The organism is Aeromonas bestiarum, from assembly GCF_000819745.1.
Taxonomy (GTDB): Bacteria; Pseudomonadota; Gammaproteobacteria; order Enterobacterales; family Aeromonadaceae; genus Aeromonas; species Aeromonas bestiarum.
This window is the reverse complement of the sequence record NZ_CDDA01000021.1, coordinates 16,917-42,877: the sequence shown is the minus strand read 5'-3', so window position 1 is coordinate 42,877 and position 25,961 is coordinate 16,917. Positions and strand designations below refer to the sequence as shown.

Genomic DNA, 25,961 nt, shown 5'->3' with positions numbered 1-25,961 from the left:
CGAAAAATCTGGCTGAAGAGAAAAGGGGAAGAGGGTGAAAAAAGCGGCCCACCCCGTGAGCCGCCTTGCCGTATTCATATCTCGCAAAGAGGCGGGCTTACCCCTGGACTTTGGGGCGATAGTTGCGATGCCAGATGGTGACGAAGATCACCAGGTAGCTGACCCAGGTCAACAATTGCAAGCCGGCCGGTGAGGCATTGTAGCCAAACAGGGCGCGCAGGAAGGTACCGAATACCCCCTGATCGTCGAGAATGTGACTGATGTTGAATACCGGCGTCGTCCAGAGGGTGATGACCCCCGCCGCCTGCAACATGTTGACGGCGGACGACAGCAGGCCTGCGGCGATGATGATGATGAGCAGGCCGGTCCAGCGGAAGAAAGGTGCCAGCGCCACCTTGCGGGTGGAGCGCAGCAGCCCCCACACCAGCACCACAGAGATCAGCAGTCCGCCCAGCGCCCCCATCAGCCCCTCGTGCAGATCCACCCCTTGCCCTGAGTAGACCAGGGCCGAGAAGAAGAGCACGGTTTCAAAGCCCTCGCGCATCACGGCGAGGAAGGCGAGCAGCACCAGACCAAACAGGTTGCCGCCATCGATGGCCGCATCGATGCGCGCCGTCATGGCGCCGACCTGGGACTTGGCCTGCTTCTGCATCCAGACCGCCATGTAGGTGAGCACCAGAGTGGCGAAGATCAGGATCCCCGCCATCAGCAGGTGGTTGTAACGCTCGCTCTCGAACTGGCTCACCACCACCTGGAACAGGAAGGCGACGACAAGAGAAGCGATAAGGCCAAGCCCCACCCCCAGATAGATGAACTTGTTGTAACGGCTCGCCCCCAGCTTGGCGAGGTAGGAGAGGCAGATGCCCACCAGCAGAAAGGCTTCCAGCCCCTCGCGCAGAGTAATGAGAAAACTTGCAAACATCAGGATTCAGGCTCCGTGTCAGGCGTAGGGGAGGTGGGTTGCAAGGTGAGTTGCAACCGGTTGAGTTGTAGCCGAGTGAGCAGCACTATGGGTGGCTCCGGGAGGCTCGGCTCGGCGGCGCGCACCGCATCATTGACCCACTTGGGGTAGGTGCGGAAATTGAGTTTGATATCGGCCTGGAAGGGCCCACGGGCATCCGCCGGCAGAGGCCAGGCTTCATCGCGCCAGCCATCGGCCGGGATGCGGGTATCTGCCAGCAGCTTGGCGTAACGCCAGAACTTGAGCCCCACCGGCTTGCCGTCGGCATCGCCGAACACCTTTCTGAACAGCCGCGCGTCCTCGGGCACGGCGCCAGCCACCGGCTGGCCGCTTTGGAGCACCCGCTTGCCGCTGGCGTCGGTGACGGTCAGCTCCAGCCAGAGCTCGCGAAAATCGGCGACCCCGGTGGGCAGGGCGTGGCCCGCGCCGGTATTGGCAACCCGCACCACCAGTTGGCGGCGATCGGCAGCCCCTTCGATGCGGGCTGAGAGGGTGGCGCTTGATCGCAACAGCGCCAGGCTCTCCTGCTCGAGTTCAGGGTTGCGCAGCCCCACCAGCTGGTGCTGGGCGCCGGTGAAGTTGTGGCGATAGAGGCGTTCTTTCACTGTGCCGTTTTCGGTGGACTGGCCGGCCACAGGTGCGCCGCCATTGCCCGGCTCCGGGTTCATGTGGCAGTCGATGCAGCTGCGCCGCTTGGCGGGATCCTCCGCCTTGGCGAAGCTGGAGTTCTCCCACTCATCCCAGGTGTTGACGATATTGGCGCCTGTGCCCGGGGCAAACTCGTTGTGGCAGGACTTGCACAGGGCCGCATCGCGGTAGAAATCCTTCTGGTAGGAGGCCTTGTGCATGGCGGGGCGGGCGTTGATCTGCCGCTCGGCCAGCCAGTGCTTGAGGCTGCCGCCCTGGGCATCCTCGAACACATAGCTCTCGCGGTCTTTCAGGTTCACCGTAAAGGCGCTGTTGCCGCCGGCGTCTTCGAGCCGGGTGATGCGATGACAGAGCACGCAGCTTGTGCCTTCCTCTACCACGGGCTCGCCTTTCTGATGAGCGGCAATGAGCGAGGCACCGCCCTGCTCGAACATGTGGGAGCCCTTGGGCATATCCTGCTGGCCGTTCATCACCTGCTGGGGCATGTGGCAGCCCTGGCACCACTGGCCGAACGCCTCGCCTTCGGTCTGGCGGGCCAGCGCCTGCACCACCTTGTAGTAGGGGTGGGAGTTGCCCATCAGCCTGTGGTTGCTCTCGCTCCAGTCCGCAAACGCCTCTTGGTGGCAGTTCTGGCAGGAGGCGGAGTTGAGCCACTCCTTGGGATGGGTGGTCGGCGCCTTGGCGGGATCCGTGCGCGGGGCATCGAGCCGCAGCCAGTTGGCGAGATAGGGGAGGTTGCCATCGGCGGTGATGAAGGCGTGCAAGTCTTCCATCATGGCCTTCACCTCGGGCTGGGGCCTGGCGGGGTCAACCGCCTCGGCACCATCACGGGTGTCATGGCCCATGCCGCCCTGGGTCTGCTGGGTCATGCGCAGGTATTCGCCGATAAAGTCCCCCGCCACCATGTTGGCGAGGTTGGCGTGACCATTGATGGCGTTATTGCCGCTCTGCTGGCGATGGGCGGCCATCAGATAGCGGTTGGTGAAGTTGAAGCCGTCCAGATGGCAGGAGTTGCAGCTCATCCAGTTGTCTCCCGCCATGGGGAAGCGTGAGTTGGAAGCTGTGTTGCCCAAGTTAAATAGCCGCTCGCCGCGCTTGAGCGCCTCGGGGCGGGGATCCGTCTCCACCAGTTTGGCGAAGTGCGGCTGATCGACGGTGACCCGGGCGAAGGGGCCGCTGCCGCCGGTGTTGAGACGGGTGAGATCCTGCCCCATGGCGTTGTGCACCAGTAGGTGGTCGCCATCGATCAGCAGATCCCGCGGATTCTGGCCCGGCAGATGGCGCAGCAACTGGGTCGCCTTGGCCCCCCCCTGAAACTTTTTGCGGCGGTGGCGATTGCTGTTCTGCTTGCCACTGCGGGAGAGATCGAACACCAGCAGATCCTCGGAGCCCGCCAGGGTCAGGTAGACCCGCTTGCCGTCGGCGGCGAAGCGCGCCGCGAACGGGTTGGAGACGATCTGGCTGCGGTTGCCGACGCTCGGCAGGTTGATCTGCAAAAAGAGCTGCTTTCTTTCATCTACCCGCTCTTTCTCTTCATCCAAATCGATGATGGAGACGGCCGGAAATACGGTGCTCTGAAACTGGAAGGGGTGGTCGAAACTCCACAGCATATGTGGCAGCCAGGCTTCGCTGCCATCGGGGGAGATAGTGATGCCGTCCAGCAGGCGCGGCAAGCCCTGAGAGTCGCTCGGCGTATCGCTGTGGGTCTCGGTCAGGGTGATGAGTTTGGGCTTGGGCAGGGTAGCACCCTTGGTGCTGTGGCCAAGCTTGGCGAGATCATAGATGGCGAGCTGGCCGGTCATGGCGTGGGTGAGCAGCAGGCGGTCGTCGTCGGTCAGCGCCAGCCCACGCGGGGTCTCGGTCGTTTCGCTATCCAGCTGCAGCTTGCCCGCTGTGTCATAGGCCTGCAGGCGACCCGCCTCGAACAGGCTGACCCAGAACCAGCGGCGCTTGGGATCGAAGATGACTCCGTAAGGACGATGGCCGGTGGGGATCACCTTCGCAAGGTCGAGATCCTCATCCAGCAGTAGCAACCGATCGCCGCTGTAGTCGGTGACCAGCAGGGCGCCGTCGTCTGCGCGGGCCAACTGGCGCAGATCACCGCCAAAGCGGGCCTCTTTGAGCCGCTTGCCGTTGTCTCGTTCCAGCAGAGTGACAGATCCTGCGCTCAGGTTGGCGGTGACGAGGCGATGGGTCTCGCCCTCGTCATAGGCGATCATGGCGGCGCTCATCTGCTGGGCGGCGGCAGTATGGGTACCCAGCAGCAGTGCTGTGGTGAGCAGGTAGGAAAACAGCAACTTCAGCATGGGATCAGGTACGCCATTTCAGAATGGTCCAGCGCCAGGCGTGGCGCAGCACCAGAGGAGTCAACGCTAGAGCGCTCAGCCAGTGGGCCCAGCTGGTCAGCGAGCCCAGGGTGTCGCCCGGGGTGCCGTGCAGGATCAGCAGCAAACCGCTGCCAAGACAAACCAGCAGCAGACCTTCGATGATGCGCCCCGTGGTGCGCAAGAAGGGTTTGCGGCTCTTGTTCAGCAGGCTGCGATGGGAGAGCCAGAAGGCGCCAAACAGCAGGGGGAACAGGGTGAGCGAGAGCATCACATGCAGAAACAGATTCCAGCGTGCCAGCGACCAGAGCGGAGTCAGCGGCTCCCACAGCAGCAGGCCGGAGAAGAACATCAGATAGAGGGAGCCCTCGGCGGCCTGATGGTGATAGGCCAGCCACTGCCAGCAGTGTCGTGGTGAGAGGGAAAGGCTTGTCATAGGTGCTCCAGCGCCCGGGCAGTCCAGCCCGGGGGAGCAAGTTTACAATGCAGTAAAGGTAATGAAAAGAGTTATCAATTCCGCTCTTGATGAATAAATCCTGAATGAAAACAGGGTAGGGTCATTTGTGATCCGCCAGCCGTTCCGTGATGGCGTAGATGAGCGCCGCGGTGGAGAAGGCGAGAAACACTATCACAGACCACTTCATCTCCACCTCGTTGCCGACTCCGTCATCGAGAAAGGCCTTGAGCACCTCGATCCCGGCGATGGTGACCAGGGAGTTGATGACGATGAGCTTCAAGGAGGCGAAGTTGATCTTGCTGAGCCAGTTGTTGCCGAGCGCCTCGCGCTGCTCCTGGGTCTGGATGAACTGCACATAACCGCAGATGGCCACCAGGATCAGCATCTGGGCTACCAGTATGAAGTCCACCAGGGTCAGCACCCCAGTGATGAGGTCCATGTAGTGAATGTCCACGATATCGATACACAGGGCATAAAGCTGCATGGCGAACTTCACCATCAACAGGGCCACGCAGACCAGAATGGACACATAAAAGGGGAACATCATCAACCGGCTGCCATTGAGCATGAAGTTGAAACGGCGCATGAAAACTCCTGAAGAAGGTGAGGTTGCGCTGATTATGGCGCGAAATGGTGGTCAGGGGGATCCCCGTCGCTCACAACCCGTGATGGCGGGCAGCGCGAGCCGAACGGCAGAATGCAAAAAGCCCAGCCAAAAGGCTGGGCTTTAGAAGATGGCTCCCTCGACAGGACTTGAACCTGTGACATACGGATTAACAGTCCGCCGTTCTACCGACTGAACTACGAGGGAATTGGCTCCTCCTACTGGACTTGAACCAGTGACATACGGATTAACAGTCCGCCGTTCTACCGACTGAACTAAGGAGGAATTGCCTGTCTCGTTGAGACGGTGCGGATATTAATAGCCTGTCGGCCGGGTGTCAACCCGCGACCCGATGCAAAAAATGGAATTTCGGCCCGTTTGCCCAAAACTTGGTCGTTGTGGACTATTTTCAGCACAATCAGCAGCTTGAGACGGCCCTTTGCCTGCCACTTTTTCGTTTTGGCACATTAACGGCTGGCTGGGAGCTGGCCGCCTTCGATGGCGAGTCACACGGCTGGCGTGCTGAACGGCGGGTGACAGTGGCGTGGCGCGCCGGAGAACTGGAGCCCTGACTCAGGGAGAGGCGCGGCGGATAAGGTGAGCGATGTGGATGCGTCAGAATTTAGTTAGCAGGCGAAGTGAAAGTTCGGCGTAATGGTGAGAAAAGGCGGCGATATGTGGACAATAAACGGCAATTTTGCGTGGTAACGGCCATTCATTGATCCCGCCCATCGAAATATTTCATCGGCTGGGGTATGGTTGCTCAGGATACCATCGCCGTGTCGACAGCTCTGCCGGCCCTTGATGATGATCGGGCGCCGGTTCAATCCGGCCTTTGTCTCCCTCTTCTGGTATTACGATATACATGCACAACCAAGCTCCTTTGCAAAGCGTGAAGCTGGCCATTGCTTTACGCCAATCCTGTATTGATGAACCCTACAGCCTTCCCCGCTTTGGCCGCGATCTGATCGCCGGCATCACGGTCGGCATCATCGCCATTCCGCTGGCCATGGCGCTGGCCATTGCCAGTGGCGTGCCGCCACAACACGGTCTCTACACCGCCATCATAGCCGGCATCGTCATCGCCGTGACCGGTGGCTCCCGCTTCTCCATCTCGGGGCCGACCGCGGCCTTCGTGGTGATCCTATATCCGGTGGCCCAGCAATTTGGCGTGGGCGGCCTCTTGATGGCGACCCTGATCTCGGGCTTCTTTCTGGTGGCCATGGGCATGGCCCGGCTTGGACGCCTTATCGAGTACATTCCGCCCTCTGTGACCCTGGGCTTTACCGGTGGTATCGCCATCGTGATCGCCACTTTGCAGATCAAGGACTTCTTCGGTCTGCACGTGCCCGAGATGCCGGAAACCTACATAGGCAAGGTCGAGGCGCTGGCGTCAGCCCTGCCAAGCTGGCAATGGGGTGATACGCTGGTCGGGGTTGCGACCCTGGTCGTGCTGCTGCTCTGGCCACGACTGCGGTTGCCGGTTCCAGGTCACCTGCCCGCCGTGCTGGTGGGGGTGGGGCTGGGGTTCGGTCTGCACTATTTCGGGGTCGATGTGGCCACCATTGGCAGCAAGTTCAGTTATACCCTTGCCGATGGTACTCAGGGCATGGGGATCCCGCCCATAGCCCCGACTCTGGTGATGCCATGGGCCCTGCCCGGACCGGATGGGGCTCCGGTTGAGTGGAACCTGGCGGCCATTCAGCGGTTGCTGCCGGCAGCCTTCTCCATGGCCATGCTGGGAGCCATCGAATCCTTGCTCTGCGCCGTGGTGCTCGATGGCATGACGGGGCGCAAGCACAGCTCCAACGCTGAGCTGGTGGGGCAGGGGCTGGGCAACATACTGGCGCCCTTCTTCGGCGGCATCACGGCAACTGCCGCGATTGCCCGTTCCGCTGCCAACGTGCGGGCTGGGGCGACGTCGCCTGTCTCCGGCATCATCCATGCCCTGGTGGTGCTGGCGGCCATTCTGGTGCTGGCGCCCTGGCTCTCCTGGTTGCCGCTCTCGGCCATGGCCGCGCTGCTGCTGATCGTCGCCTGGAACATGAGCGAGGCGCACAAGGTGGTGGAGCTGGTGCGTCGTGCGCCCAAGTCCGATGTGCTGGTGTTGGTGGTCTGCCTCTCGCTCACCGTCATCTTCGACATGGTGATTGCCATCACCTTCGGGGTGATCCTGGCGTCACTCCTGTTCATGCGTGAAATCGCCAAGATGACCAAGCTGCACGATCTGGCGGATCACAAGCGCTATGCCCACGAAGTGCCGGCAGACGCCTTGCTCTACAAGATCAACGGTCCCTTGTTCTTCGCTGCCGCCGAGCGGGTCTTTGGCGAGCTGGTCGCCCAGGTCAAGGGACACAAGCTGCTGGTATTGCAGATGGAGGCCGTTTCCATTCTGGATGCGGGGGGCCTCTCCGCCTTCCTGCAGTTTGAGAAGCAGATGGCCAAGGCCGGGGTGCAACTGCGGGTCGCCGAATTGCAGTTTCAGCCGCTGAAGACCCTGGCGCGGGCCAAGGTGCGTCCCGTACCCGGTCAGCTGGAGTTTTATGGCTCGCTGGAAGAGGCATTGAAAGGCGAACACAGCCACGAACAGCCGGCAACCTGATCAAAGGAGGGCTGGGGTGACAAGATTTTGCGCAGTTGGCTCGGTTCTTGAACAAACAGACTGAAAACCGCAAAATTGCGTTGACCCCAGGACACCGCATCCCTTACATTACGCCCCGTCGCCGCGGCATGGCCCGCAAGCGATGGTGCAACTCAGGCACCTGAAAATGCGAGAAAAAATTTGGTGAGGTGTCCGAGTGGCTGAAGGAGCACGCCTGGAAAGTGTGTATACGGCAACGTATCGAGGGTTCGAATCCCTCCCTCACCGCCAAATAAAACAAAAGGGCCTGTCGAAAGACAGGCCCTTTTGTTTGTTCGGTACTTGCTGGTGCGACCCGTATCCGGGGTCGCACCAGCAGATAGGCCCAGCCATGCCGGGCCGCCAAGAGAGCCCCTTGGGCGAGAGCCTGCTGACGGTGAGCGCATCCCGGCCGAATGCCACCAAAACCGACCCTATGGCCGGTTTTTTTGTTGTCAGGCCAGCGTTTCCTCGCGGGCTGCATTGCACCCAGAATCTTTCGTCAGGCGCAATGTCCTTCATCTGGCAGGGCACCACCCAGTGGCAAAGCGCCTTGTCATCTCATGCATGGCAACACCCCGAGCAATCCGAGTGCTCGGGGTGTTTGCTTTGACATGGCATCCATTGCTTTTCTCCCCACTCATCTCTCCTCCCACCTGAACCTAGACGGCGGTCTTCGGGGGCGCCCATCTTGCTTCATCCTTCAATTCATTTGCGACACTGTGATGGATGAGTGTGCTCTATGGCAGGTGTAAGTTCTGTCATGAGCAACAAGTTGCGCCCTATTTAGCTATAAGTGCCAAGGGTGCAATATTTGGCAGGGATATATTCCAATCGCGCAACTAATTGCGCTTCGTCGGTGAGAATGGCGTGTGGATTGTCTTTAACTATATGTTTTATAAGTTAAAAAATGTTTGGCATGGTCACTGCTAAGGGTTTGGTCGAGTGCTATCTCATTTCACCAATCTATCAGGAGCATACCCATGCCAACTCCATGTTATATCAGCATCGAAGGTAAGACCCAGGGCAACATCACCGCCGGTGCCTTCACCTCCGACTCCGTCGGCAACATCTTCGTGCAAGGCCACGAAGACGAGATGCTGGTGCAAGAGTTCCAACACGTCGTCACAGTGCCGACCGATCCGCAATCCGGTCAGCCTGCCGGCCAGCGCGTCCACAAGCCATTCAAGTTCACCGTCGCCCTGAACAAGTCCGTGCCGCTGATGTACAACTCCCTGGCCTCCGGCGAGATGCTGCCGAAAGTGACCCTGAAGTGGTATCGCACCTCGGTCGAAGGCAAGCAGGAGCACTTCTTCAGCACTGTGCTGACCGATGCCACCATAGTCGACATCGACTGCCAGATGCCCCACTGCCAGGATCCGGCTAAGTCTGACTTCACCCAGCTGATCCAGGTCTCCCTGGCCTACCGCAAGATTGACTGGGAGCACACAGTGGCCGGCACCTCGGGTGCGGACGACTGGCGCGCTCCGATCGAAGCGTAACCGTATACACAAGGGCACTGCTTGCGGTGCCCTTTTGCCATCTGCGTGTTTGACGGGCATCTCCCGCCTGCTATCCACTTTTCCATCCCAGTGATTTTTTCTTGTGTCTGTTTGCTCTGCAAAGCGGACACAAGAAAAAAGACGAGTTCACGTCTTGCCGCACGCCGTCAAGGGCGTGCGGTAGCCATGGTGTCAGTAACGCCGGGGCGATGGCGGATCTCTCACTCGGTTTGAATGGCTCCCAAATGTGCGGGGCCGCATGATATCTCAGGGGCGCTCACCGATGGCAGACAGCACAGGATTACAATTTACCGTCAAGGTGGGGGCGCTGCCCGAGAGCACCTTCGTGGTGGCCGAGTTTGCGCTGGAAGAGGCGCTGAACGGGCCGTTCCAGCTGCGCTTGGAATTGGCGAGCCCAGAGCCCGACGTCGACTTCGGCGCCGTGCTGGACCAGCCGTGCGAGCTCTTGGTGTGGTACAACGGCGAGCTGCAGCGACGGGTGTGCGGGGTCGTGAGCGATTTCGCGCAGGGTGACAGCGGCTTTCGCCGTACCCGCTACCAGCTGCGGGTGCAGCCGGCGCTGTGGCGGCTCTCGCTTCGCCAGAATTCGCGCATCTTTCAGGCGCAAAAGCCTGACGAAATCCTCTCCGTTCTGTTGCAAGAGCACGGCATCACAGATTACGCCTTCGCCCTGAAGAACGAGCATGCCCAGCGGGAATACTGCGTTCAGTATCGCGAAACCGACCTTGATTTCGTCAACCGGCTCGCCGCCGAAGAGGGGCTCTTCTACTTCCATGAATTCGACGCCGGCAAACACCGCGTCGTGTTTGCCGACGATGCGGCGGCCTTGACTGCCGGCCCCGCGCTATTCTTCAACCTCGGCAACCGTTCGCTGGAGCAGGGAGCCTATGTGCGCCAGTTCCACTACCGCGAGGCGGTGCGCCCCAGCGATGTGGAGCTCAAAGACTACAGCTTCAAGACCCCGGCCTACGGTCTCTCCCACAAGAAGCAGGGAAGCGAGCTGGAGCATCAACGCGATACTTATCAGCACTTCGACTACCCGGGCCGCTACAAGCAGGACGGCAGTGGCAAGGCGTTTGCCCAGCACAGACTCGATGCGCTGCGCAATGATGCCGTGGCCGGCAGTGGCAAATCCAACTGCGCGGCCCTGCTGCCGGGCCAGTTTTTCTCGCTGACCGAGCACCCGAATGGCAGCCTGAACACCGACTGGCAAATCGTGCGCATCAGCCACACCGGCTTGCAGCCGCAGGCGCTGGAGGAAGAAGGCGGCAGCGGCCCGACCGTCTACCACAACGAATTTGCGGTGGTCAAAGCCAGCACCAGCTGGCGGGCGCGCATCGGCAGCCCACAGGCGCCTTACAAGCCGATGGTGGACGGTCCGCAAATCGCCGTGGTGGTCGGCCCCGAGGGGGAGGAGATTTACTGCGACGAGCACGGCCGGGTGAAGCTGCAGTTCCCGTGGGATAGATACGGCTCGAGTAACGACCAGAGCTCCTGCTGGGTACGAGTCAGTCAGGGCTGGGCAGGCGGCCAATACGGCATGATGGCCATTCCGCGCATCGGCCATGAAGTTATCGTCTCTTTCCTCGAAGGGGACCCCGACCAGCCCATCGTGACCGGTCGCACCTTCCACGCCACCAACCGACCGCCTTACGAGTTGCCAGCCAACAAGACCCGCACCGTGCTGCGCACCGAGACCCATCAGGGGGAAGGGTTCAACGAGCTGCGCTTTGAAGACCAGGCGGGCAAGGAAGAGATTTACATCCACGGCCAGAAAGACCTGAACGTACTCATCGAACACGACGCGGCCTGGCATATCAAGCATGACCAGCACACCGACATCGACAATGAGCGGGTCACTCGCGTCAGAAAGGTGCCGGGTGAGGAGGGGGCACAGCCCAGTCTAGGCAACGACCATCTGACCGTTGAAGGGGAGAAGCGGGATCATATCAAGGCTGACTACTCGCTGACTGTGGATGCGTCCATGCATCAAAAACTCGGTCAGAGCTGGCTCACTCAGGCGGGGCAGGAGGTGCACGTCAAGGCCGGCGCCAAGGTGGTGCTGGAGGCGGGTTCTGAAATTACCGTCAAGGTCGGTGGCTGTTTCATCAAGGTCGATGGCGGTGGCGTCACTCTGGTCGGTCCCACCATCAAGATGAACTCGGGCGGCAGTCCAGGCTCCGGCTCCGGCTGGGCGGGCCAGATCCCCAAGAGTTTAGAGGAAATGTTGGATGCCCCAAATAAACACTGGATGAAGTTCTATCACCTCGACTCCGAACTGATGCCCTTGGCAGGTACCCCCTATAAAGCGGTGTTGAGCGATGGCTCTGTGAGGGAGGGCACTCTGGATGGTGAAGGTATGGCGCTGCTTGAGGAGGTGCCCGCTGGTACTGCTTCTGTGAGCTATGACGTGCAGGACAACTTTGTCGATTTGCCCCGTGAGCCCATCTCGGCCCTCACCGGCCATCTCGACAATCTGAGTGACGAGGGCTGATATGTTCGGTAACGATCTGTTTGAGCAGCTCTATAACCACCTGGATAAGGCTGTGTCCGGCGGCGCTGCCTATGTCAAACAAAGTGCAGAGGCGGTAAAGAAGGGGGTTGCTTCCAGCCTGCAGTGGATTTGGGAGGCCCTCCAGGGGGATTTCAATTCCAACCAAAGTGCGGGACAAATCGCCGCCAATGCGGTGTTGGGTCTTATTCCCGTGGTCGATCAGGTGTTGGATTGTCGCGACCTTATTGCCAATGCCCGGGATATTTCCCGTGATCCCAAGCAGCCGGAGAAATGGGTTTTCCTCAGCTTTACCCTGATAGGTCTGATCCCGTCGCTGGGTTCTGCGCTCAAGGGGGTGTTGAAAATCATCTTCCTGTTTGTCCGTAAGGCGGGCGGTGATGCCACCAAGGCGATCAGACCTGCCATGGCCCCCGTGTTGACGTTTCTCAGTGACCCCAAGGTCAAGAAAGTGCTGGGTATCTCGCGCCTCGACAAGGTGCTGAAAGGATTTGCCGGTCAGATCAGGGGGTTGAGAGGGCAGATCGCCGTCAGCGTGCTGCTGGGCTATCTGAACGATGCCGTCAGATCGCTGACCAGTTTGATCGGCAAGGTAAAAGGATTGGCACCAGCATCGGTCAGGATCTGGCTGGAACAATCCCAGCGCCTGGTGCTGCAGATGCAGTCACAGGCAGGTCAGATGTTGCCTGCTGCCATGGGGCCCGTGCTCAAATCCCTCGATGAGATTGCCGCGGGATTGGAGAAAGAGGCGGTCAAGCATTCTCCTGGTTACAAGGCCGTGCCCGGTGGCACCGTTATCCACCCGCTGCCGGATGATGTCGTCAAAGTGGATCTCAAGATCCTGAGCCGCTCCAAGAAAGGGATTTATGGCGAGATCATCAGCGACAACTGGATGGCAAATCACAAGTTCGAGAACCTGTTGCCAGAACATCGCCGGGTACGTAGCCTGAATGACAAGCCCAGAGGGCGGGGCATCGATGGTATCTACAAGAACACCAATCCTCCGCCTCCCTACGTGGTGACCGAGACCAAGTTTCGGACGGCAGGGGGGGAGTATATCGACGAGGATGGCACCAAGAGCACCCAGTTGTTGTCGATGACCAAGGGGTCGGGCAAGCAGATGAGCAATTTGTGGATAGAAAGGCGATTACCGGATGAAATAGCAGATAAAAAGCTATTGGCGGATATCAGAAAACAAAAATATGAATCTTGGTTGATGATCGTCGATGAGTCTGGTGAGGTGATTCAGATCACCAAGTTGAATAAGAATGCCGATGCTATCGGTACTATCCCGGTCAAGTAGGAGTAGAGAATGAGTTCGTTTATTGAGCAGCGTCGAGATCCACTATTATCTGAGAATTTCTTCTTGGTTCAGCTAGAAGACTACAAAGAATCGCTCTATTTTGACCAGGAGTGGTGGAGCTGGATAAATGATCCTCACCATGAACGCTGGAGTGACCCAGCAGGATTGCCTACTCGCTCTGGTGCCAGTGCTGGCATGTTTATGGATAATCTTGAACATCTGATCTTGCTTTATTCTGGCGGGGTCTCTCATGAAGAGGTTATTGCTCAGCTAGGCGTCGTCACTAAAGAGTTTTTACGCCATAAAAAAGAGTTTCCAGATGAACAGTTTTATTACTGGGAGCAAGATGCCTATCAATATCTGCTCTGGATGTTCTCATTAAGCATCCTCTATGGCCAGGATGAGATGTTGCCCGAGTTGGTGCGTTATATCAGTAAGAATCCGGAAGGGGACGACGACCGGCTGTGGAGCGTACTGTTGGCCCGCTTGGGCTATCCTGGCTTCCCTCGAGGTCCAGAATCCTATATTCCAGAGGTGTATCGCCCGCTATTTGATGCCATAAAGGGAGATGGTGTGAATCCCACCAAGGTTGAGCGTCAGGCGAGCATCAAGCAATATCTCAAGGGGTGGTACAAGGGGTGTAAAGAGTGCTATTGGCACGACAGGCACAAGGCAAAGCATGCCATCTACTTTGGCTATTGGGCTTTTGAAGCGGCGCTCGTTACCCTGCTTTATGAGCTGGACGACAGCAGCTATCGAGACATGCGTTATTACCCCAAGGACCTGGTCGATTATGCCAGAGCCAATGGTGTTGCAGAGAAATGGCAGGCACTGCGAGTGGCTCAACATCCCATTGCCATGCCGGGCTCAGTGGTGGAGCAGGATGGTAACTGGCGCTGCAACCTGACCGATGAGCAGTGGCAACTGCGCAAAGGGCAGCGATTGCCTTCCCAAACCCATGTCAACAAGGATGACATGTTGTTCTGGATACAGGAGTAGTCCGCAGTGTATCGATCATGCATAGCCTGCATGATCGATATATCGCGATGCGGAGTGATGCTGTGATGCTATTGCGCAGGCTCATTCATGCCAGACACGAATTGCCTGGCACCATTAACTTTGTATAAAAAACCGAGGAAGATAAGTGAAGGTGATTAAACAAATATTTATGATCCTCTCTGTCATCATCTTGTCGCCCCTGTTGATGCCCATGGTTTATGTCGAAAGACGAAGAAAGAAATGGCTTCTATCAATTTTACTATCCCCTCTGCCTGAAGAGATCAGAGCCGGCAGATTGAACGCGCTGATGAATACCCATGCCGATGAGCTACAGGGCGGCATTGTGTCAGCACTTGTTGAATTCAACTCTAATGAACATTGGGTGTGTCTCAATATTGACTGGCGAGACGTCGAGGAAGTTGAGTTACAGGGCAACGCATTGGCGGATATTCACGGCTTGAAGGAGCAGTTCATTTGCTCCGAGCCGGGTGAGGATGCATCGGTTTGGAGCATGTTGGTGCTTTATGACTTGTGGCTGCAAGCGCGAGGATATGAAGTTGTGCTTTGGGATATAGATGCAGATCAATATACAGGATTTATTTGTCGAACCGATATTCTCGATAAACTGTTAAATGAGGGACGCAAGCTGGATCTGAACCTGATCAAGCTGGACCATGTGAGCGAGCAATAATATTCTTAGGCAGCATGGAAATTACCATAATAAGACATGTTTAAAGAAAGTTGATGAGCAATAGAAAGTCTATCTGGTTGTAAGAAAGAATTATGTACACAGCCACCCTACCATCTTCATTATTCGCAGATACAAACAATGACATACCGCACATTATGGTTGGTATTGGCGGGCCATTGGCTTGCCGCTTGTACCACAACGACGTCACAGACCGAATCCGAACTGACTCAAGCCGCCCACCAGGGACAGGGTAAGGCGCAATATGAACTGGCCAATCGCCTGGCCGCCAAGCCCGATTATCCCGAGGCGATGCACTGGATGAAGCAGGCTGCGGATCAAACAGGGCCCTTGGCAGCGGATGCCGACATTCGGGGAAAAGCGGCTCTGCAGGTAGGAAGCTGGTATCGGGTGGGCCTGGGCGAGCCAAAGAATCCTCAATTGGCCGAGAACTGGTGGCAGCGCTCGGCCAAGCTGGGCAACCGTGAAGCCAGTTATCAGCTGGGGAGGAATTGTCAGCAGCAGCACAAAGGCAAGCTGGTAAGCGAGTGCCTCGACTGGTTCGAGCAGGCAGCCAAACGGGATCATGCCGAAGCGCAACTGATCCTGGGGCAATGGTATGCCAAGCAGCCTGGAGCCGATGTGGATGCCGTCAAATGGTTGGAGAAAGCCGCCGAGCAAGGCAATCGCGACGCGCAATATCAGTTGGGATTGCGCTACGAGCAGGGACAGGGGGTAAGCAAACGCAGCGATGTGGCGCTGCGCTGGTTTGAGAAGGCAGCTGCCCAGCAGCAACCGGATGCCTTGCTGATCCTGGCACGCAAGGCCGCACCTGAGGAGGCGTTCAGTTTCTATCAGCGGGCTGCCAATGCAGGGTCTGCGCCAGCTCAACTGTGGCTGGGGCAGGCTTATCTGGCAGGAGAAAAGGTTGTTCAGGATCTTGCCTTGGGTCGCTATTGGCTGGAGCTGGCTGCTGGCAATGGTTCTCATGAAGCCGAATATCAGTTGAGCCTGCAACAGAGCGATGCTGCGGCGCGAGAGCATTGGTTGACGCGTGCCGCAGAGGGTGGTTTTAGCCAGGCTCAGCTTGCATTGGCGCAATGGCTGCAAGAGCGCGGGGATCTCGCCGCCGCTCGCCAGCGTTTTTCGCAGGCGGCAGCGCAGGGCAATGTCGATGCCTACTATGCCTATGGTGAGATGCTGCGGTTGGGGCTGGGCGGCAAAGAGGATTATGCGCAAGCCCTCAAACAGTATCGATTGGCTGCCAACGCGCATCATAGATCTGCCCAGTATCGCATGGGGATGATGCGTGAGCAGGGATTGGGGGCACCTCGCAATCGACTGCATGCTTATGCGTGGTATCTGCTCGCGGCTACGGATGGCAATCATGATGCAACCAAGGCACGTGATGAGCTGGAAAAAGGCATGACGGAGAAGGAAAAGAGTGCCGGTCAGAAGCTGGCGCAGCACTGGTTTTCTCAGCAGCGGAAGCTGGCGCCAATAGGGTAGACCATCATGTTGATTTATATCATTAAATGATTGCCCCATGATTCATGAACTTGAATTTATCAAAAGAGTTTTTTGATTATTAACTTTTTTGTTTTTTTTCGTGGATATGAAGTATATCCATCATGGTTATTTATTATCAATGTCAGAGAGTTTTACTCTGTGCGCCAGTTATTGACGCCGGCAGCGCACCTGTCTTGTTGCGCCAACACTTGTCGTAGGCTGGTGCGAGTAAACTGATTTAGTTTTTTAGCTCACTCATTGAATCTTATGTCATTTTTCCTTCCACATATGATGCATATATATTGGTTGTTTTTGCTTTATTCTTTGTTGTTTTTATAACCCATTGTTTTTGTTGGTTTTTTATTGATTTTTAGTCGAGTTCATTTAATGTGTTGTTGACGTGGGCAAATATATAAATATACCATTTGTCGCAAGTGGCTCTTAAGCCAATATGACCTCTAACAAAGAGAAGAGGCATGAGTGGGTTGTATGAATAACAAGATGCATATTGTGTTTTTGATTATTAGAGTATCTGCTCTTTATGTATCAAAAACATATCAATCGGCCAATGGTTTTTCCTTTCGCTATCCAGCGATATCGTCAACTGTCATTTTTGACAGTTGTTGGTTAAGCCATCGGCTATAAGCTTTTGGGTCTGAGCTGATCCATAACTTGGTATTTAGAGCATGGGAAAAAGTATCGATGGCGCCACTGTTGCGCCCAAAGAACGTATCAATATCAAATATGTGCCTGCAACCGGTGGGCAGCAGGGAGAAGTTGAACTTCCGCTGACCATGATGGTGGTAGGCAATATGAAGGGACGTGCCGAAGAAACGCCTATCGAGGAGCGTCAGACCGTCTCCATCGACAAGAATAATTTTTCTTCCGTCATGAAAGAATCCGCACTGGAACTGAATTTTTCCGTTCCCAATCGCCTGGAAGAGAACAGCCAGGAGGAGATGCCGGTTTCGATCAAGATCCAGTCTCTGGAAGACTTCACTCCTGATCGAGTGGCCCAGCAGGTACCCGAGCTGCGCAAGCTGCTGGAGCTGCGCGAGGCGCTGGTTGCCCTGAAGGGACCACTGGGAAATATTCCCTCCTTCCGCAATCGTTTGCAGGATCTGCTGTCCAGTGATGAGGCTCGTGAGCAACTGCTCAAGGAGCTGGATTTGATTAAACCTGCCGAGTGATCGGCTGGTTGGATTGATTGACGAGAAAGGAATAAAACATGTCTTTGGTCGAAGAACAGGTTCAAGCGGGGGCGAGTACCGCCCCCTCGTCCTTGCTGGACGAAATCATGGCGCAGGCTCGCATCACCCCGGTCGATGAAGGCTACAGTGTCGCCAAGCAAGGCGTTGCCGCCTTGATCGCCAATATCCTTGATAACGGTACCACAAGCGATCCGGTCAACAAGGCGCTGGTAGACAGCATGATTGTCGAGCTCGACAAGAAGCTGAGCAAGCAGATGGACGTGATCCTGCATGCCAATGCACTGCAGGAGATGGAGTCTTCCTGGCGTTCACTCAAGTTGCTGGTGGATCGCACAGATTTTCGTGAAAACATCAAGATCCAGGTACTGCATGCGACCAAGGAAGAGTTGCTGGAGGATTTCGAGTTTTCTCCTGAAATCACCCAGTCTGGTCTCTACAAGCATGTTTATTCCAGCGGTTATGGCCAGTTTGGCGGTCAGCCCGTCGGTGCCGTGATAGGTGATTACGCCTTCACCCACAGCTCACCCGACATCAAGCTGATGCAGTACGTCAGTGCCGTTGGCGCCATGGCTCATGCCCCCTTCATCTCCTCGGTTGCACCCGCCTTCTTCGGCGTCGACAACTTCACCGATCTCTCCTCCATCAAGGATCTCAAATCGGTTTTCGAAGGTCCGTCCTATACCAAGTGGCGCGCACTGCGCGAGTCGGAGGATGCCCGCTATCTGGGGCTGACCGCGCCGCGTTTCCTGGCCCGTCTGCCGTACGACCCGACCGAAAATCCCATCAAGGGTTTCAACTATCAGGAAGACATCAGCTCGGATCACGACCACTACCTGTGGGGCAACACCGCCTATCTGATGGGTACCTCCCTGACCGACAGCTTCGCCAAGTATCGCTGGTGCCCGAACATCATAGGTCCGCAGAGCGGTGGTGCCATCCACGATCTGCCGGTGCATGTGTATGAAGCCATGGGGCAACTGCAGGCGAAGATCCCGACCGAGGTGCTCATCACCGACCGTCGTGAATATGAGCTGTCAGAAGAGGGTTTTATCACCCTGACCATGCGCAAAGACAGCGACAACGCCGCCTTCTTCTCTGCCAACTCGGTGCAAAAACCCAAGGTGTTCCCGAACACCAAGGAAGGCCGGGAAGCGGAAACCAACTACAAGCTGGGCACCCAGCTGCCCTACATGTTCATCATCAATCGCCTGGCACACTACATCAAGGTGCTGCAGCGCGAGCAGATCGGCTCCTGGAAGGAGCGGCAGGATCTGGAGCGTGAACTGAACAGCTGGATCAAGCAGTTCGTTGCCGATCAGGAGAACCCGCCGGCAGAGGTGCGTAGCCGTCGCCCGCTGCGTGCCGCCCAGATCAAGGTGCTGGACGTGGAAGGTGAGCCGGGTTGGTACCAGGTTGCCATGGCCGTGCGTCCGCACTTCAAGTACATGGGGGCCAGCTTCGAGCTGTCTCTGGTAGGTCGACTGGACAAGGAATAATGCCCGATGCCGTATCTCTCTTCCTGGGATAGAGGAAATGCGGCCAGTCTGTTTGATCGTATCCGGGGTGAGGGGCTTGGCTCCTCACCCCGCACGGAATCTGAGGAATTGATCGCATCTGTCAAACGGCAGCTCGAGCAGGTTCTCAATACCCGTCCCGGCAATTGCCGCAGTGCTCCCGAGCTGGGTGTCATCGATCTCAATGACGCCACGCAGGGCAGTGCGGACATCAAGGGGCGGATCCGTGAGGCGATCCGGCAATGCATCCGTCGTTATGAACCTCGGATCATTCATGTGGATGTGCGTTCACCCGACCATCAGGCGAGTCCGCTTGAGATGTCGTTTCAGGTGACGGCCCACGTGAGGCTGGAGCATATCGAGCAGGTTACCTCGTTCAATGTCCATATGGACAGTCACCGTCACTACCGCATGGTCTGATCAATGTCGCTGGAACATTACTTCAGGGATGAGTTGGCATTTTTGCGCCTGCAAGGGCGCGAATTTGCCGATGCCTATCCCGAACTCACCCGTTTTTTGTCGGAGCAGAATACCGACCCGGATGTGGAACGTCTGCTGGAAGGCTTTGCGTTTCTCACGGGCAATCTGCGCGCCAAGATCGAGGATGAGTTCCCCGAGCTGACCCATGGTCTGCTCAATATGCTCTGGCCCAACTATCTGCGTCCCGTACCCAGCATGACCATAATGCAGTTTTCGGTCATTCCGGGGGCCATAGCCCAACCGGCGCTGGTCAGGCAGGGTTGCCAGCTCGACAGCCTGCCCATCGACGAGGTGACCTGTCATTTTCAGACCTGTCACGATACTTGGGTCTATCCGGCAGATATCCATCATATTTCGGCGCAAAGTGGTAACGATCTCTCCACCATCTCGCTGGATATCGCCCTGCATGCCCCCCTGCCATTGAGCGAACTGCAGCTGGACAAGCTGCGTTTCTTCCTCGGTGGCGACAGCTATACCGCCTATGAACTCTACTTCTGGCTCTCCAACCAGCTCTCCCACATAGAGCTGGAGATCGATGGCAAGCGCTTTCGCCAAGAGGCCAAGGCGCTGAAATCGGTTGGCTTCGAGCGTGATGATGCGCTCCTGCCTTACCCGAACAACGTCTATTCCGGCTACCGGATCCTGCAGGAGTACTTCTGCTTTCCGGAAAGCTTCCTCTTCTTTGAACTCTCGGGTGGCGAGTGGCCCAAACAGCCGTTGTCGGTGAGCGAGTTCAAGATCCATTTCTGCTTCGACCGGCCCCTGCCGGCGGAGCTCAAGATCCGTCCCGACTCCTTCATGCTCAACTGCGTGCCGGCCATTAACCTGTTCCAGCACGACAGCGAGCCGGTCAATCTCAATGGCCGTCAGGCGGAGTATCCCCTCAAGGCGAGTTATCGCCATGCCGACAGTTTCGAGATCTTCTCGGTGGATCAGGTTGAGGGCTGGGTCGAGGGCAATCTGGGTCGCTCACGCGGCACGCCGCGCATCTATCAGCCGTTCGAGAGTTTTCAGCACCAGATTGAGCGTGCCAAGCACAGGCTGGCGCTCTATTACCGGGTGCGGGTCAGAGAGTCGGTCAGCGGCGATGGTTTCGAGCACAGCCTTTCGTTCGTGCGGGGTGATGAAACCACTACTGTCGATCTGGATGAGTCGATCTCGGTCACGCTCACCTGCACCAATCGCTCCCGCGCCGCTCGTCTCAAGGTCGGCAGCATCTGCGTGCCGACCGGCAGCTCTCCCTCGTTTGCCACCTTTCGCAACCTGATCAGGCCGACCCGGCCACTGCGTCCGGCACTGGATGGCAGTCTGCACTGGACGCTGATTTCCAACCTGTCGCTCAACTATGTCTCCCTGCTGCGGCGGGATGCCCTGGTGCAGGTGCTGCGCACCTACGATTTTCCCGCGCTGCATGACAAGCAGGCGGAGCAGGCGTCACGCAAGCGGCTGGCGGGGATCGAGGAGATCGAAACCACCCCGGTCGACCGTCTGGTACGGGGTATGCCGGTGCGCGGACTCAAGTCGGTGCTCTCCATTCGCCAGTCCGCCTTTGGCAGCGAAGGGGAGCTCTACCTGTTCAGCACAGTGCTGGCGCACTTCTTCTCGCTGTACGCCAGCGTCAACGCCTTCCACCTGCTTGAGGTGGTCAATCTCGACAACAAGGAGCGCTATCAATGGCCAGTCCAGATAGGTCAGCACTCCCTGATGTGACGTCCGCCAGTGACGCGCCGCGCTTCAACTTCTTCCAGCTGGTTGAGCTGCTCAACCGGCTGGACGGTGCCGATCAGGAGCGCGGCCTCGACCATCTGCCGAGTGACGAGAACATCCGCTTCAAGGCGACCGCCTCTCTGGGCTTTCCCACCAGCGACGTGTTGCAGATAGGTAGAGATGGCAAGGGGCGCCACGAGCTGGAGGTGGCCTTCCTCGGCCTGCATGGCAGCCAGTCTCCCATGCCCGGCTATTACCTGGACTCGCTGGCGTGGGAGTACGCGCAGGGGGAGCCGAAGCTGGGTCTGTTTCTGGACTTCTTCCATCACCGTCTGCTGACGCTGCTGCACAGGATCTGGCGCAAGTATCGCTATCACGTCCGTTTTCAGGACAACGGCGAGGATGGATTTTCCCGCCTGATGTTCGCCCTGGTGGGGCTCGGCAACGAGGCGGTCTGCCAGAGCCTGCCGGTCAACCGCGCCAAGATGCTCTCTTATGCGGGCATGCTGGCCAGCCCCAGTCGCTCCCCCGAGGTGGTAGCGGGTCTGGTGGCGCACTGTTTCGATCTGGCGGATGTGGAGGTGAGTGCCTGGCAGTGGCGCAAGGTGCCCATCCAGCAGGATCAGCAAAACCGGCTGGGCGGCGCTTGCGCCACCTTGGGCAGCGACTTTGTCATCGGTGACAAGGTGAACGACTGCGCCGGCAAGTTTTTATTGAAGATCAACAACCTGAGTTTTGGCCAGTTTCTCGGGTTTCTCCCGAACGGGGAGCACTTTCACGCCCTGGTGACCTTTGTCTCCTTCATCCTGCGCGACCAGTTGGCTTGGGATCTGCGACTCGGCTTCGGCCAGGAGCAGGCCCGGGGGTTGCGATTGGGAGAGGAGCAGAGTGCGCGCCTGGGCTGGAGTACCTTTCTCGGCCAACCGCCGAGTGACCCGTTTGTGACTATCTGTGTACAGGAATAAGCGCAGGAAATTCAGTGTCGGAATCAGTGCAGGAGTGAATGTGGACGACTTTAACCAGCAACTTTCCCTGGTGGTGCTCAACAGCGAGCAGCTCGATGGCAGCCAGCAGGTGCAGTACCGCTTCGACGAGATGGGGGGCACCCTGGGCGCCTCCGAGCAGGACGACTGGCAACTGAGAGACAGGTTGGGGGCCGTCATGCCGGCTCACGCCCGCGTCGAGCTCAACGACGGTCGCTTTTGCCTGTGCGATCTGAGTGGCCAGACCTACATCAACGGTGCGACCTCGCCCATAGGGCGGGCCCGCAAGGTGCATCTCGAGCAGGGTGACGAACTGATCGTCGGCCCGTTCCGGATGCGGGCCTACCTGGGGGCCATCTCCCCCGAGCAGAGCCTGCAACAGGTGCTGGGCAACCGCCCCTCAGAGCAGCTCGATGAGTGGCTGGCCAGCGACGAGCACGGTGCTCAGACCATGGCCGATCCGCACACCCTGGCCGTCGATCCTTTGCTGGCGTTGCAGCAGGAGCGCTCGGCGCCGTCCCCGCTGGCGGACTCCCGCCTGCAGGCACCTCTGCGTTCACAACCGGATATGGATGCCGTATCCCTCGCCCCTTTTTCTGCCGTCGAGAACACCATGAACCAAGAATTTCTGGATATGCCCACCATAGAGAATCACCCCGACTACCACCCTCCGCTGGATGGGGTGGATCACGTGGCGCTGACCCCCTTGATGCGCGGCCTGGGTCAGTCCCTGCAGCTGCAGGATACCCAGCAGGCCCACGACATGCTCGAAGAGATGGGCAAGACGGTGCGTGCCATGGTGGAAGGGCTGCTGCAGTTGCAGACCGATCAGGCCGCGCTGGCGGATCGGCACCTGCGCCCCATCGAGGACAACCCGCTGCGGCTCGGGCTCGACTATGACGAGACCCTGGCGGTGATGTTCGCCGAGCAGAAGAGCCCGGTGCATCTGACCGCCCCGGCGGCGGTGGCCGAGAGTCTACGCAATGTGCGCATTCATCACGTCGCAAACCAGCAGGCCATAGGCGCGGCCCTTGACAGCATATTGCAGGCGTTTTCGCCAGAGGCGCTGCTCGGGCGGTTCGAACACTACCGTCGTACCGGTGCACCGGGTGTGACCGACGAAGGGTGGGCCTGGAACATGTACCAGCACTACTACCGCGAGTTGACCTCTGCCCGTCAGCAGGGGTTCGACAAGCTGTTCCATCAGGTCTATGCCCAGGCGTATGACCAGGCCGTGCGTCAGCAACAGGGACTGATTTGATGATACGTGCGCTGATGCTGGGGGCCTGTCTGCTGGCCCTGGCCGGGTGTACCACCATGGGCAAGATGGCCGACGTGGCCATGGATCCGGATATCCAGGTGGGCAGCAATGGCGACCAGCCCTCCACCCTGGGGCTGAGCCTGCTGGCGGAGCCTGACGTCAATCCCAACGAGAGCGGGGAGGCGGCGCCCATCGAGTTTCAGGTGGTGGTGCTGGCCGAAGACTCCAAGCTGCTTGCCACCGACTATGACCAGGTGACGGTGGATGTGGAGAAGGCCCTTGGCAAGAACTACCTGGATCATCAGGACTACACATTGCTGCCCGGCCAGTTCAAGTATCTGCCGCCCATCAAGCTCGATGAGAAGACCCGTTACATCGGGGTGATCGCACGTTACGCCGATCCGGACAGTGCCGAGTGGCGCAAGGTCATCAAGGTCAAGAGCATGGGCCGTGCCTATCAAATTCTGGTTCATCTGCGTCTGGATGAAGTGGAACTGCAAAAAGAAGAAGAATAACCATGTCGAGTCGAAATCGGGTTATCTGGCGTGAGGGGCTCTTCATCAAGCCCCAGCACTTCCAGCAACAACAAAGACATTCAGAGTATGCGCTGCACGCTCGCCTGAGCGCGCTGTCCGACTATTTCTATGGCTTGCAGTCGCTGGCCATCAACGAGGATTACCTGGGGTTTGGCCGCATCGCCCTGGTGGGGGCCACAGGCATTTTGCCCGATGGCACCGTCTTCAATATTCCCAATGACGACATGCTGCCGGCGCCGCTGGAGATCACCGATGCCTCGGTCGCCAACCAGAAGGTCTATCTGGCGCTGCCGCTGTCGGTGAGCGGGGTCAACGAAGTCAATCAGGGCGGCCAGGTCGCTACCCGCCTGCAGGCCCATCGCCATGATGTGCGCGACCTGCACAGCGAGGGGGGGGATGTGGTCTCCCTGGAAGTGGGGCGGGTCAGCCTGCGCCTGATGCTGGAGCGCGAAGATCGCAGTGCCTATGCCTCGCTCGCCATCGCCCGCATTCTGGACAAGCGCCCGGACGGCGGTCTGGTGCTGGATCCCAACTTCATGCCCTGCAGCATCAGCGTCTCTGCCATCCCGACCCTCAAGCGCTTCCTCGGCGAGTCGGCGGGGCTGGTGGCTGAGCGGGCCCGCAGCCTCTCCCAGCGCATTGCCGCGCCGGGTCAGCAGGGGGTCGCCGATGTGGCCGAGTTCATGATGCTGCAACTGCTCAACCGGGCCCAGCCCCAGCTGTCGCACCTCTCGCGTCTTGGCACCCTGCACCCGGAGCGGTTGCACGAGGCGCTGGTGCAGCTGTGTGGCGAGTTGATGACCTTCACCGATGAATCCCGTCTGCCGCCCGAGTTTGCCGCCTATCGTCACGACGATCAGCAGGTGAGCTTCGAGCCGGTGATGTTGGCCCTGCGTCAGGCGCTGAGCACAGTGTTGTCGCCGCGCGCCGTCTCCATCCAGCTGCGCAAGCACCAGTACGGCGTCATGGTGGCCATGGTCAACGAGAGCGAGCTGATGCAAAGCGCCGACTTCGTGCTGGCGGTGCGTGCCCGCATGCCGCAGGAGCAGTTGCGCAAGCAGTTGCTGCAGCAGACCAAGGTGGCTTCCAGCGACAAGATCCGCGAGCTCATCAGCCTGCAACTGCCCGGCATTCCGCTGCTGCCGCTGCCGGTGGCGCCGCGTCAGCTGCCCTATCACGCCGGTTACAGCTACTTCCAGCTCGACCGTCAGAGCCCTGCCTGGCAGATGCTGGCGGTCAGCAACACGCTCGCCTTCCACATCGCCGGCGATTTCCCGGAGCTCGACATGCAGCTCTGGGCCATTCGCAGCCAGTGATCGCATCAAGGAATAAGCAGAGATGACCACGGACATTATCAAGAACGAGCAACTCAGCGACCTGCTGTTCGATCATGCCGAGCAGCTGGACATGGATTCGGACTACTGGTTCCGCCTGCGCGGCCAGAGCATCAACCCCATGATAGATGCGGTGACCCCCTTGCTGGGGCTGGTGCAGCGGGTGCGCCTGCTGTCGCGCTACGACAGGGTGCCCGAGCTCTATCAGCGGGTGGTGACCGAGATCCAGGCCATCGAACAGGAGCTGATGGCTCAGGGTTACGAGAACGGCGTCGTCCTCTCGTTTCGCTACATCCTTTGCACCTTCATCGACGAGGCCGTGATGGGCCGCGACTGGGGCAGCCAGAGCGAGTGGTCTGAACACTCCTTGCTGACGCGCTTTCACAACGAGACCTGGGGTGGCGAGAAGGTGTTCGTGCTGCTCACCCGTCTGCAGGAAGATCCGGTGCGCTACCGCGACATCCTGGAGTTCATCTACCTGTGCCTGTGCCTCGGTTTCGAGGGGCGCTACAAGGTGATGAGCAAGGGACAAGGGGAGTTTGAGCGCATCGTCAAACAGCTGCACAAGCAGCTTGCCCCCGAGGCGAGCGGTGAGGCACCCAGCGTGTTTCACCTCGATCTCGGCCGTCAGGCTTCCCGCTACCAGCTGCGCAAGCAGATTTCCCTGCGCAGCCTGTTCATGGGCGGAGCCCTGATCCTGGCCATCATCTTTGGCCTCTATCACCACCAACTCAATAACCAGACCCAGGACGTACTGCGTCAACTGGGCGAATTATTAAAATAATTA

The 25,961-nt window shown here is 58.3% G+C and carries 20 protein-coding genes and 3 tRNA genes; 17 read left to right on the top strand and 6 right to left on the bottom strand.

What is annotated here, in order from left to right; genetic code table 11:
* Positions 1-97: 97 nt before the first annotated feature.
* The 6 genes from BN1118_RS11250 to BN1118_RS11225 form a co-directional block, all read right to left on the bottom strand.
* Positions 98-922, bottom strand: coding sequence for an FTR1 family iron permease (locus BN1118_RS11250; RefSeq protein ID WP_043556127.1), 825 nt, complete (start codon positions 920-922; stop codon positions 98-100).
* Complete coding sequence (locus tag BN1118_RS11245; RefSeq protein WP_043556126.1) at positions 922-3,915, bottom strand: NHL repeat-containing protein; 2,994 nt, start codon at positions 3,913-3,915, stop codon at positions 922-924. Before BN1118_RS11245 ends, BN1118_RS11250 begins: the two co-directional genes overlap by 1 nt.
* Before the next feature lie 4 nt (positions 3,916-3,919).
* Positions 3,920-4,369, bottom strand: coding sequence for a hypothetical protein (locus BN1118_RS11240; RefSeq protein ID WP_043556124.1), 450 nt, complete (start codon positions 4,367-4,369; stop codon positions 3,920-3,922).
* A 121-nt stretch (positions 4,370-4,490) separates the two neighbouring features.
* Entirely contained in the window at positions 4,491-4,976 is a 486-nt protein-coding gene (locus BN1118_RS11235) for a YqhA family protein (RefSeq protein ID WP_043141101.1), read from the bottom strand.
* A 149-nt stretch (positions 4,977-5,125) separates the two neighbouring features.
* A tRNA-Asn gene (locus BN1118_RS11230) sits at positions 5,126-5,201 on the bottom strand.
* Between the two features lie 2 nt (positions 5,202-5,203).
* Positions 5,204-5,279: transfer RNA gene (locus BN1118_RS11225), tRNA-Asn, on the bottom strand.
* A gap of 580 nt (positions 5,280-5,859) precedes the next feature.
* On the opposite strand from BN1118_RS11225, the gene dauA reads away from it, so the two are divergent.
* The 17 genes from dauA (at position 5,860) to icmH (ending at position 25,958) form a co-directional block, all read left to right on the top strand.
* Positions 5,860-7,596, top strand: coding sequence for a C4-dicarboxylic acid transporter DauA (gene dauA, locus BN1118_RS11220; RefSeq protein ID WP_043556121.1), 1,737 nt, complete (start codon positions 5,860-5,862; stop codon positions 7,594-7,596).
* A gap of 182 nt (positions 7,597-7,778) precedes the next feature.
* A tRNA-Ser gene (locus BN1118_RS11215) sits at positions 7,779-7,866 on the top strand.
* Between the two features lie 731 nt (positions 7,867-8,597).
* Positions 8,598-9,116: a type VI secretion system effector Hcp1 gene (hcp1, locus tag BN1118_RS11210; protein ID WP_043141097.1), complete on the top strand. Its 519-nt coding sequence runs from the start codon at positions 8,598-8,600 to the stop codon at positions 9,114-9,116.
* 283 nt (positions 9,117-9,399) lie between these two features.
* Positions 9,400-11,631 (top strand): type VI secretion system Vgr family protein, encoded by a 2,232-nt coding sequence (locus BN1118_RS11205; protein ID WP_043556120.1) that lies wholly within the window; start codon positions 9,400-9,402, stop codon positions 11,629-11,631.
* A 1-nt stretch (position 11,632) separates the two neighbouring features.
* Positions 11,633-12,952, top strand: a complete 1,320-nt coding sequence (locus BN1118_RS11200; protein ID WP_043556119.1) for a hypothetical protein — start codon at positions 11,633-11,635, stop codon at positions 12,950-12,952.
* Between the two features lie 9 nt (positions 12,953-12,961).
* Positions 12,962-13,951 carry a PoNi-like cognate immunity protein gene (locus BN1118_RS11195; RefSeq protein ID WP_043556117.1) on the top strand — a complete coding sequence of 330 codons (990 nt, stop codon included), beginning with the start codon at positions 12,962-12,964 and terminating at the stop codon, positions 13,949-13,951.
* Between the two features lie 145 nt (positions 13,952-14,096).
* A complete protein-coding gene (locus BN1118_RS11190) occupies positions 14,097-14,642 on the top strand; it encodes a DUF6630 family protein (RefSeq protein ID WP_043556116.1) in 546 nt (181 codons plus the stop codon).
* 138 nt (positions 14,643-14,780) lie between these two features.
* A complete protein-coding gene (locus tag BN1118_RS11185) occupies positions 14,781-16,148 on the top strand; it encodes an SEL1-like repeat protein (RefSeq protein WP_043556114.1) in 1,368 nt (455 codons plus the stop codon).
* Positions 16,149-16,834: 686 nt separating this feature from the next.
* Positions 16,835-17,338, top strand: coding sequence for a type VI secretion system contractile sheath small subunit (gene tssB, locus BN1118_RS11180; protein WP_043141085.1), 504 nt, complete (start codon positions 16,835-16,837; stop codon positions 17,336-17,338).
* 38 nt (positions 17,339-17,376) lie between these two features.
* Entirely contained in the window at positions 17,377-18,855 is a 1,479-nt protein-coding gene (gene tssC / locus BN1118_RS11175) for a type VI secretion system contractile sheath large subunit (protein WP_043141082.1), read from the top strand.
* A gap of 6 nt (positions 18,856-18,861) precedes the next feature.
* Positions 18,862-19,293, top strand: a complete 432-nt coding sequence (gene tssE, locus BN1118_RS11170; protein WP_043141079.1) for a type VI secretion system baseplate subunit TssE — start codon at positions 18,862-18,864, stop codon at positions 19,291-19,293.
* Positions 19,294-19,296: 3 nt separating this feature from the next.
* The gene (gene tssF / locus BN1118_RS11165; protein WP_043556110.1) at positions 19,297-21,063 is read left to right on the top strand and encodes a type VI secretion system baseplate subunit TssF; all 1,767 of its coding nucleotides are present in this window, start codon (positions 19,297-19,299) and stop codon (positions 21,061-21,063) included.
* Positions 21,027-22,025 carry a type VI secretion system baseplate subunit TssG gene (gene tssG / locus BN1118_RS11160; RefSeq protein ID WP_043556109.1) on the top strand — a complete coding sequence of 333 codons (999 nt, stop codon included), beginning with the start codon at positions 21,027-21,029 and terminating at the stop codon, positions 22,023-22,025. The genes tssF and tssG overlap by 37 nt, the downstream gene beginning before the upstream one ends.
* A gap of 40 nt (positions 22,026-22,065) precedes the next feature.
* Positions 22,066-23,304 (top strand): type VI secretion system-associated FHA domain protein TagH, encoded by a 1,239-nt coding sequence (gene tagH / locus BN1118_RS11155; protein WP_043556108.1) that lies wholly within the window; start codon positions 22,066-22,068, stop codon positions 23,302-23,304.
* Complete coding sequence (tssJ, locus tag BN1118_RS11150; protein ID WP_043556107.1) at positions 23,304-23,819, top strand: type VI secretion system lipoprotein TssJ; 516 nt, start codon at positions 23,304-23,306, stop codon at positions 23,817-23,819. Before tagH ends, tssJ begins: the two co-directional genes overlap by 1 nt.
* 2 nt (positions 23,820-23,821) lie before the next feature.
* Positions 23,822-25,156, top strand: coding sequence for a type VI secretion system baseplate subunit TssK (tssK, locus tag BN1118_RS11145; RefSeq protein ID WP_043556105.1), 1,335 nt, complete (start codon positions 23,822-23,824; stop codon positions 25,154-25,156).
* Between the two features lie 22 nt (positions 25,157-25,178).
* Positions 25,179-25,958 (top strand): type IVB secretion system protein IcmH/DotU, encoded by a 780-nt coding sequence (icmH, locus tag BN1118_RS11140; RefSeq protein WP_043135905.1) that lies wholly within the window; start codon positions 25,179-25,181, stop codon positions 25,956-25,958.
* The last annotated feature ends 3 nt before the right edge of the window (positions 25,959-25,961 follow it).

Excerpts from the sequence above, each read along its gene's own strand:
- tssB (WP_043141085.1), top strand. The coding sequence starts at position 16,835 with ATGGGAAAAAGTATCGATGGCGCCACTGTTGCGCCCAAAGAACGTATC.
- icmH (WP_043135905.1), top strand. The coding sequence starts at position 25,179 with ATGACCACGGACATTATCAAGAACGAGCAACTCAGCGACCTGCTGTTC.
- BN1118_RS11240 (WP_043556124.1), bottom strand. The coding sequence starts at position 4,369 with ATGACAAGCCTTTCCCTCTCACCACGACACTGCTGGCAGTGGCTGGCC.
- BN1118_RS11195 (WP_043556117.1), top strand. The coding sequence starts at position 12,962 with ATGAGTTCGTTTATTGAGCAGCGTCGAGATCCACTATTATCTGAGAAT.
- tssF (WP_043556110.1), top strand. The coding sequence starts at position 19,297 with ATGTCGCTGGAACATTACTTCAGGGATGAGTTGGCATTTTTGCGCCTG.
- tssC (WP_043141082.1), top strand. The coding sequence starts at position 17,377 with ATGTCTTTGGTCGAAGAACAGGTTCAAGCGGGGGCGAGTACCGCCCCC.
- BN1118_RS11245 (WP_043556126.1), bottom strand. The coding sequence starts at position 3,915 with ATGCTGAAGTTGCTGTTTTCCTACCTGCTCACCACAGCACTGCTGCTG.
- BN1118_RS11200 (WP_043556119.1), top strand. The coding sequence starts at position 11,633 with ATGTTCGGTAACGATCTGTTTGAGCAGCTCTATAACCACCTGGATAAG.
- tssJ (WP_043556107.1), top strand. The coding sequence starts at position 23,304 with ATGATACGTGCGCTGATGCTGGGGGCCTGTCTGCTGGCCCTGGCCGGG.
- tssG (WP_043556109.1), top strand. The coding sequence starts at position 21,027 with ATGGCCAGTCCAGATAGGTCAGCACTCCCTGATGTGACGTCCGCCAGT.
- dauA (WP_043556121.1), top strand. The coding sequence starts at position 5,860 with ATGCACAACCAAGCTCCTTTGCAAAGCGTGAAGCTGGCCATTGCTTTA.
- hcp1 (WP_043141097.1), top strand. The coding sequence starts at position 8,598 with ATGCCAACTCCATGTTATATCAGCATCGAAGGTAAGACCCAGGGCAAC.
- BN1118_RS11250 (WP_043556127.1), bottom strand. The coding sequence starts at position 922 with ATGTTTGCAAGTTTTCTCATTACTCTGCGCGAGGGGCTGGAAGCCTTT.
- tssE (WP_043141079.1), top strand. The coding sequence starts at position 18,862 with ATGCCGTATCTCTCTTCCTGGGATAGAGGAAATGCGGCCAGTCTGTTT.
- BN1118_RS11185 (WP_043556114.1), top strand. The coding sequence starts at position 14,781 with ATGACATACCGCACATTATGGTTGGTATTGGCGGGCCATTGGCTTGCC.
- BN1118_RS11235 (WP_043141101.1), bottom strand. The coding sequence starts at position 4,976 with ATGCGCCGTTTCAACTTCATGCTCAATGGCAGCCGGTTGATGATGTTC.
- BN1118_RS11205 (WP_043556120.1), top strand. The coding sequence starts at position 9,400 with ATGGCAGACAGCACAGGATTACAATTTACCGTCAAGGTGGGGGCGCTG.
- tssK (WP_043556105.1), top strand. The coding sequence starts at position 23,822 with ATGTCGAGTCGAAATCGGGTTATCTGGCGTGAGGGGCTCTTCATCAAG.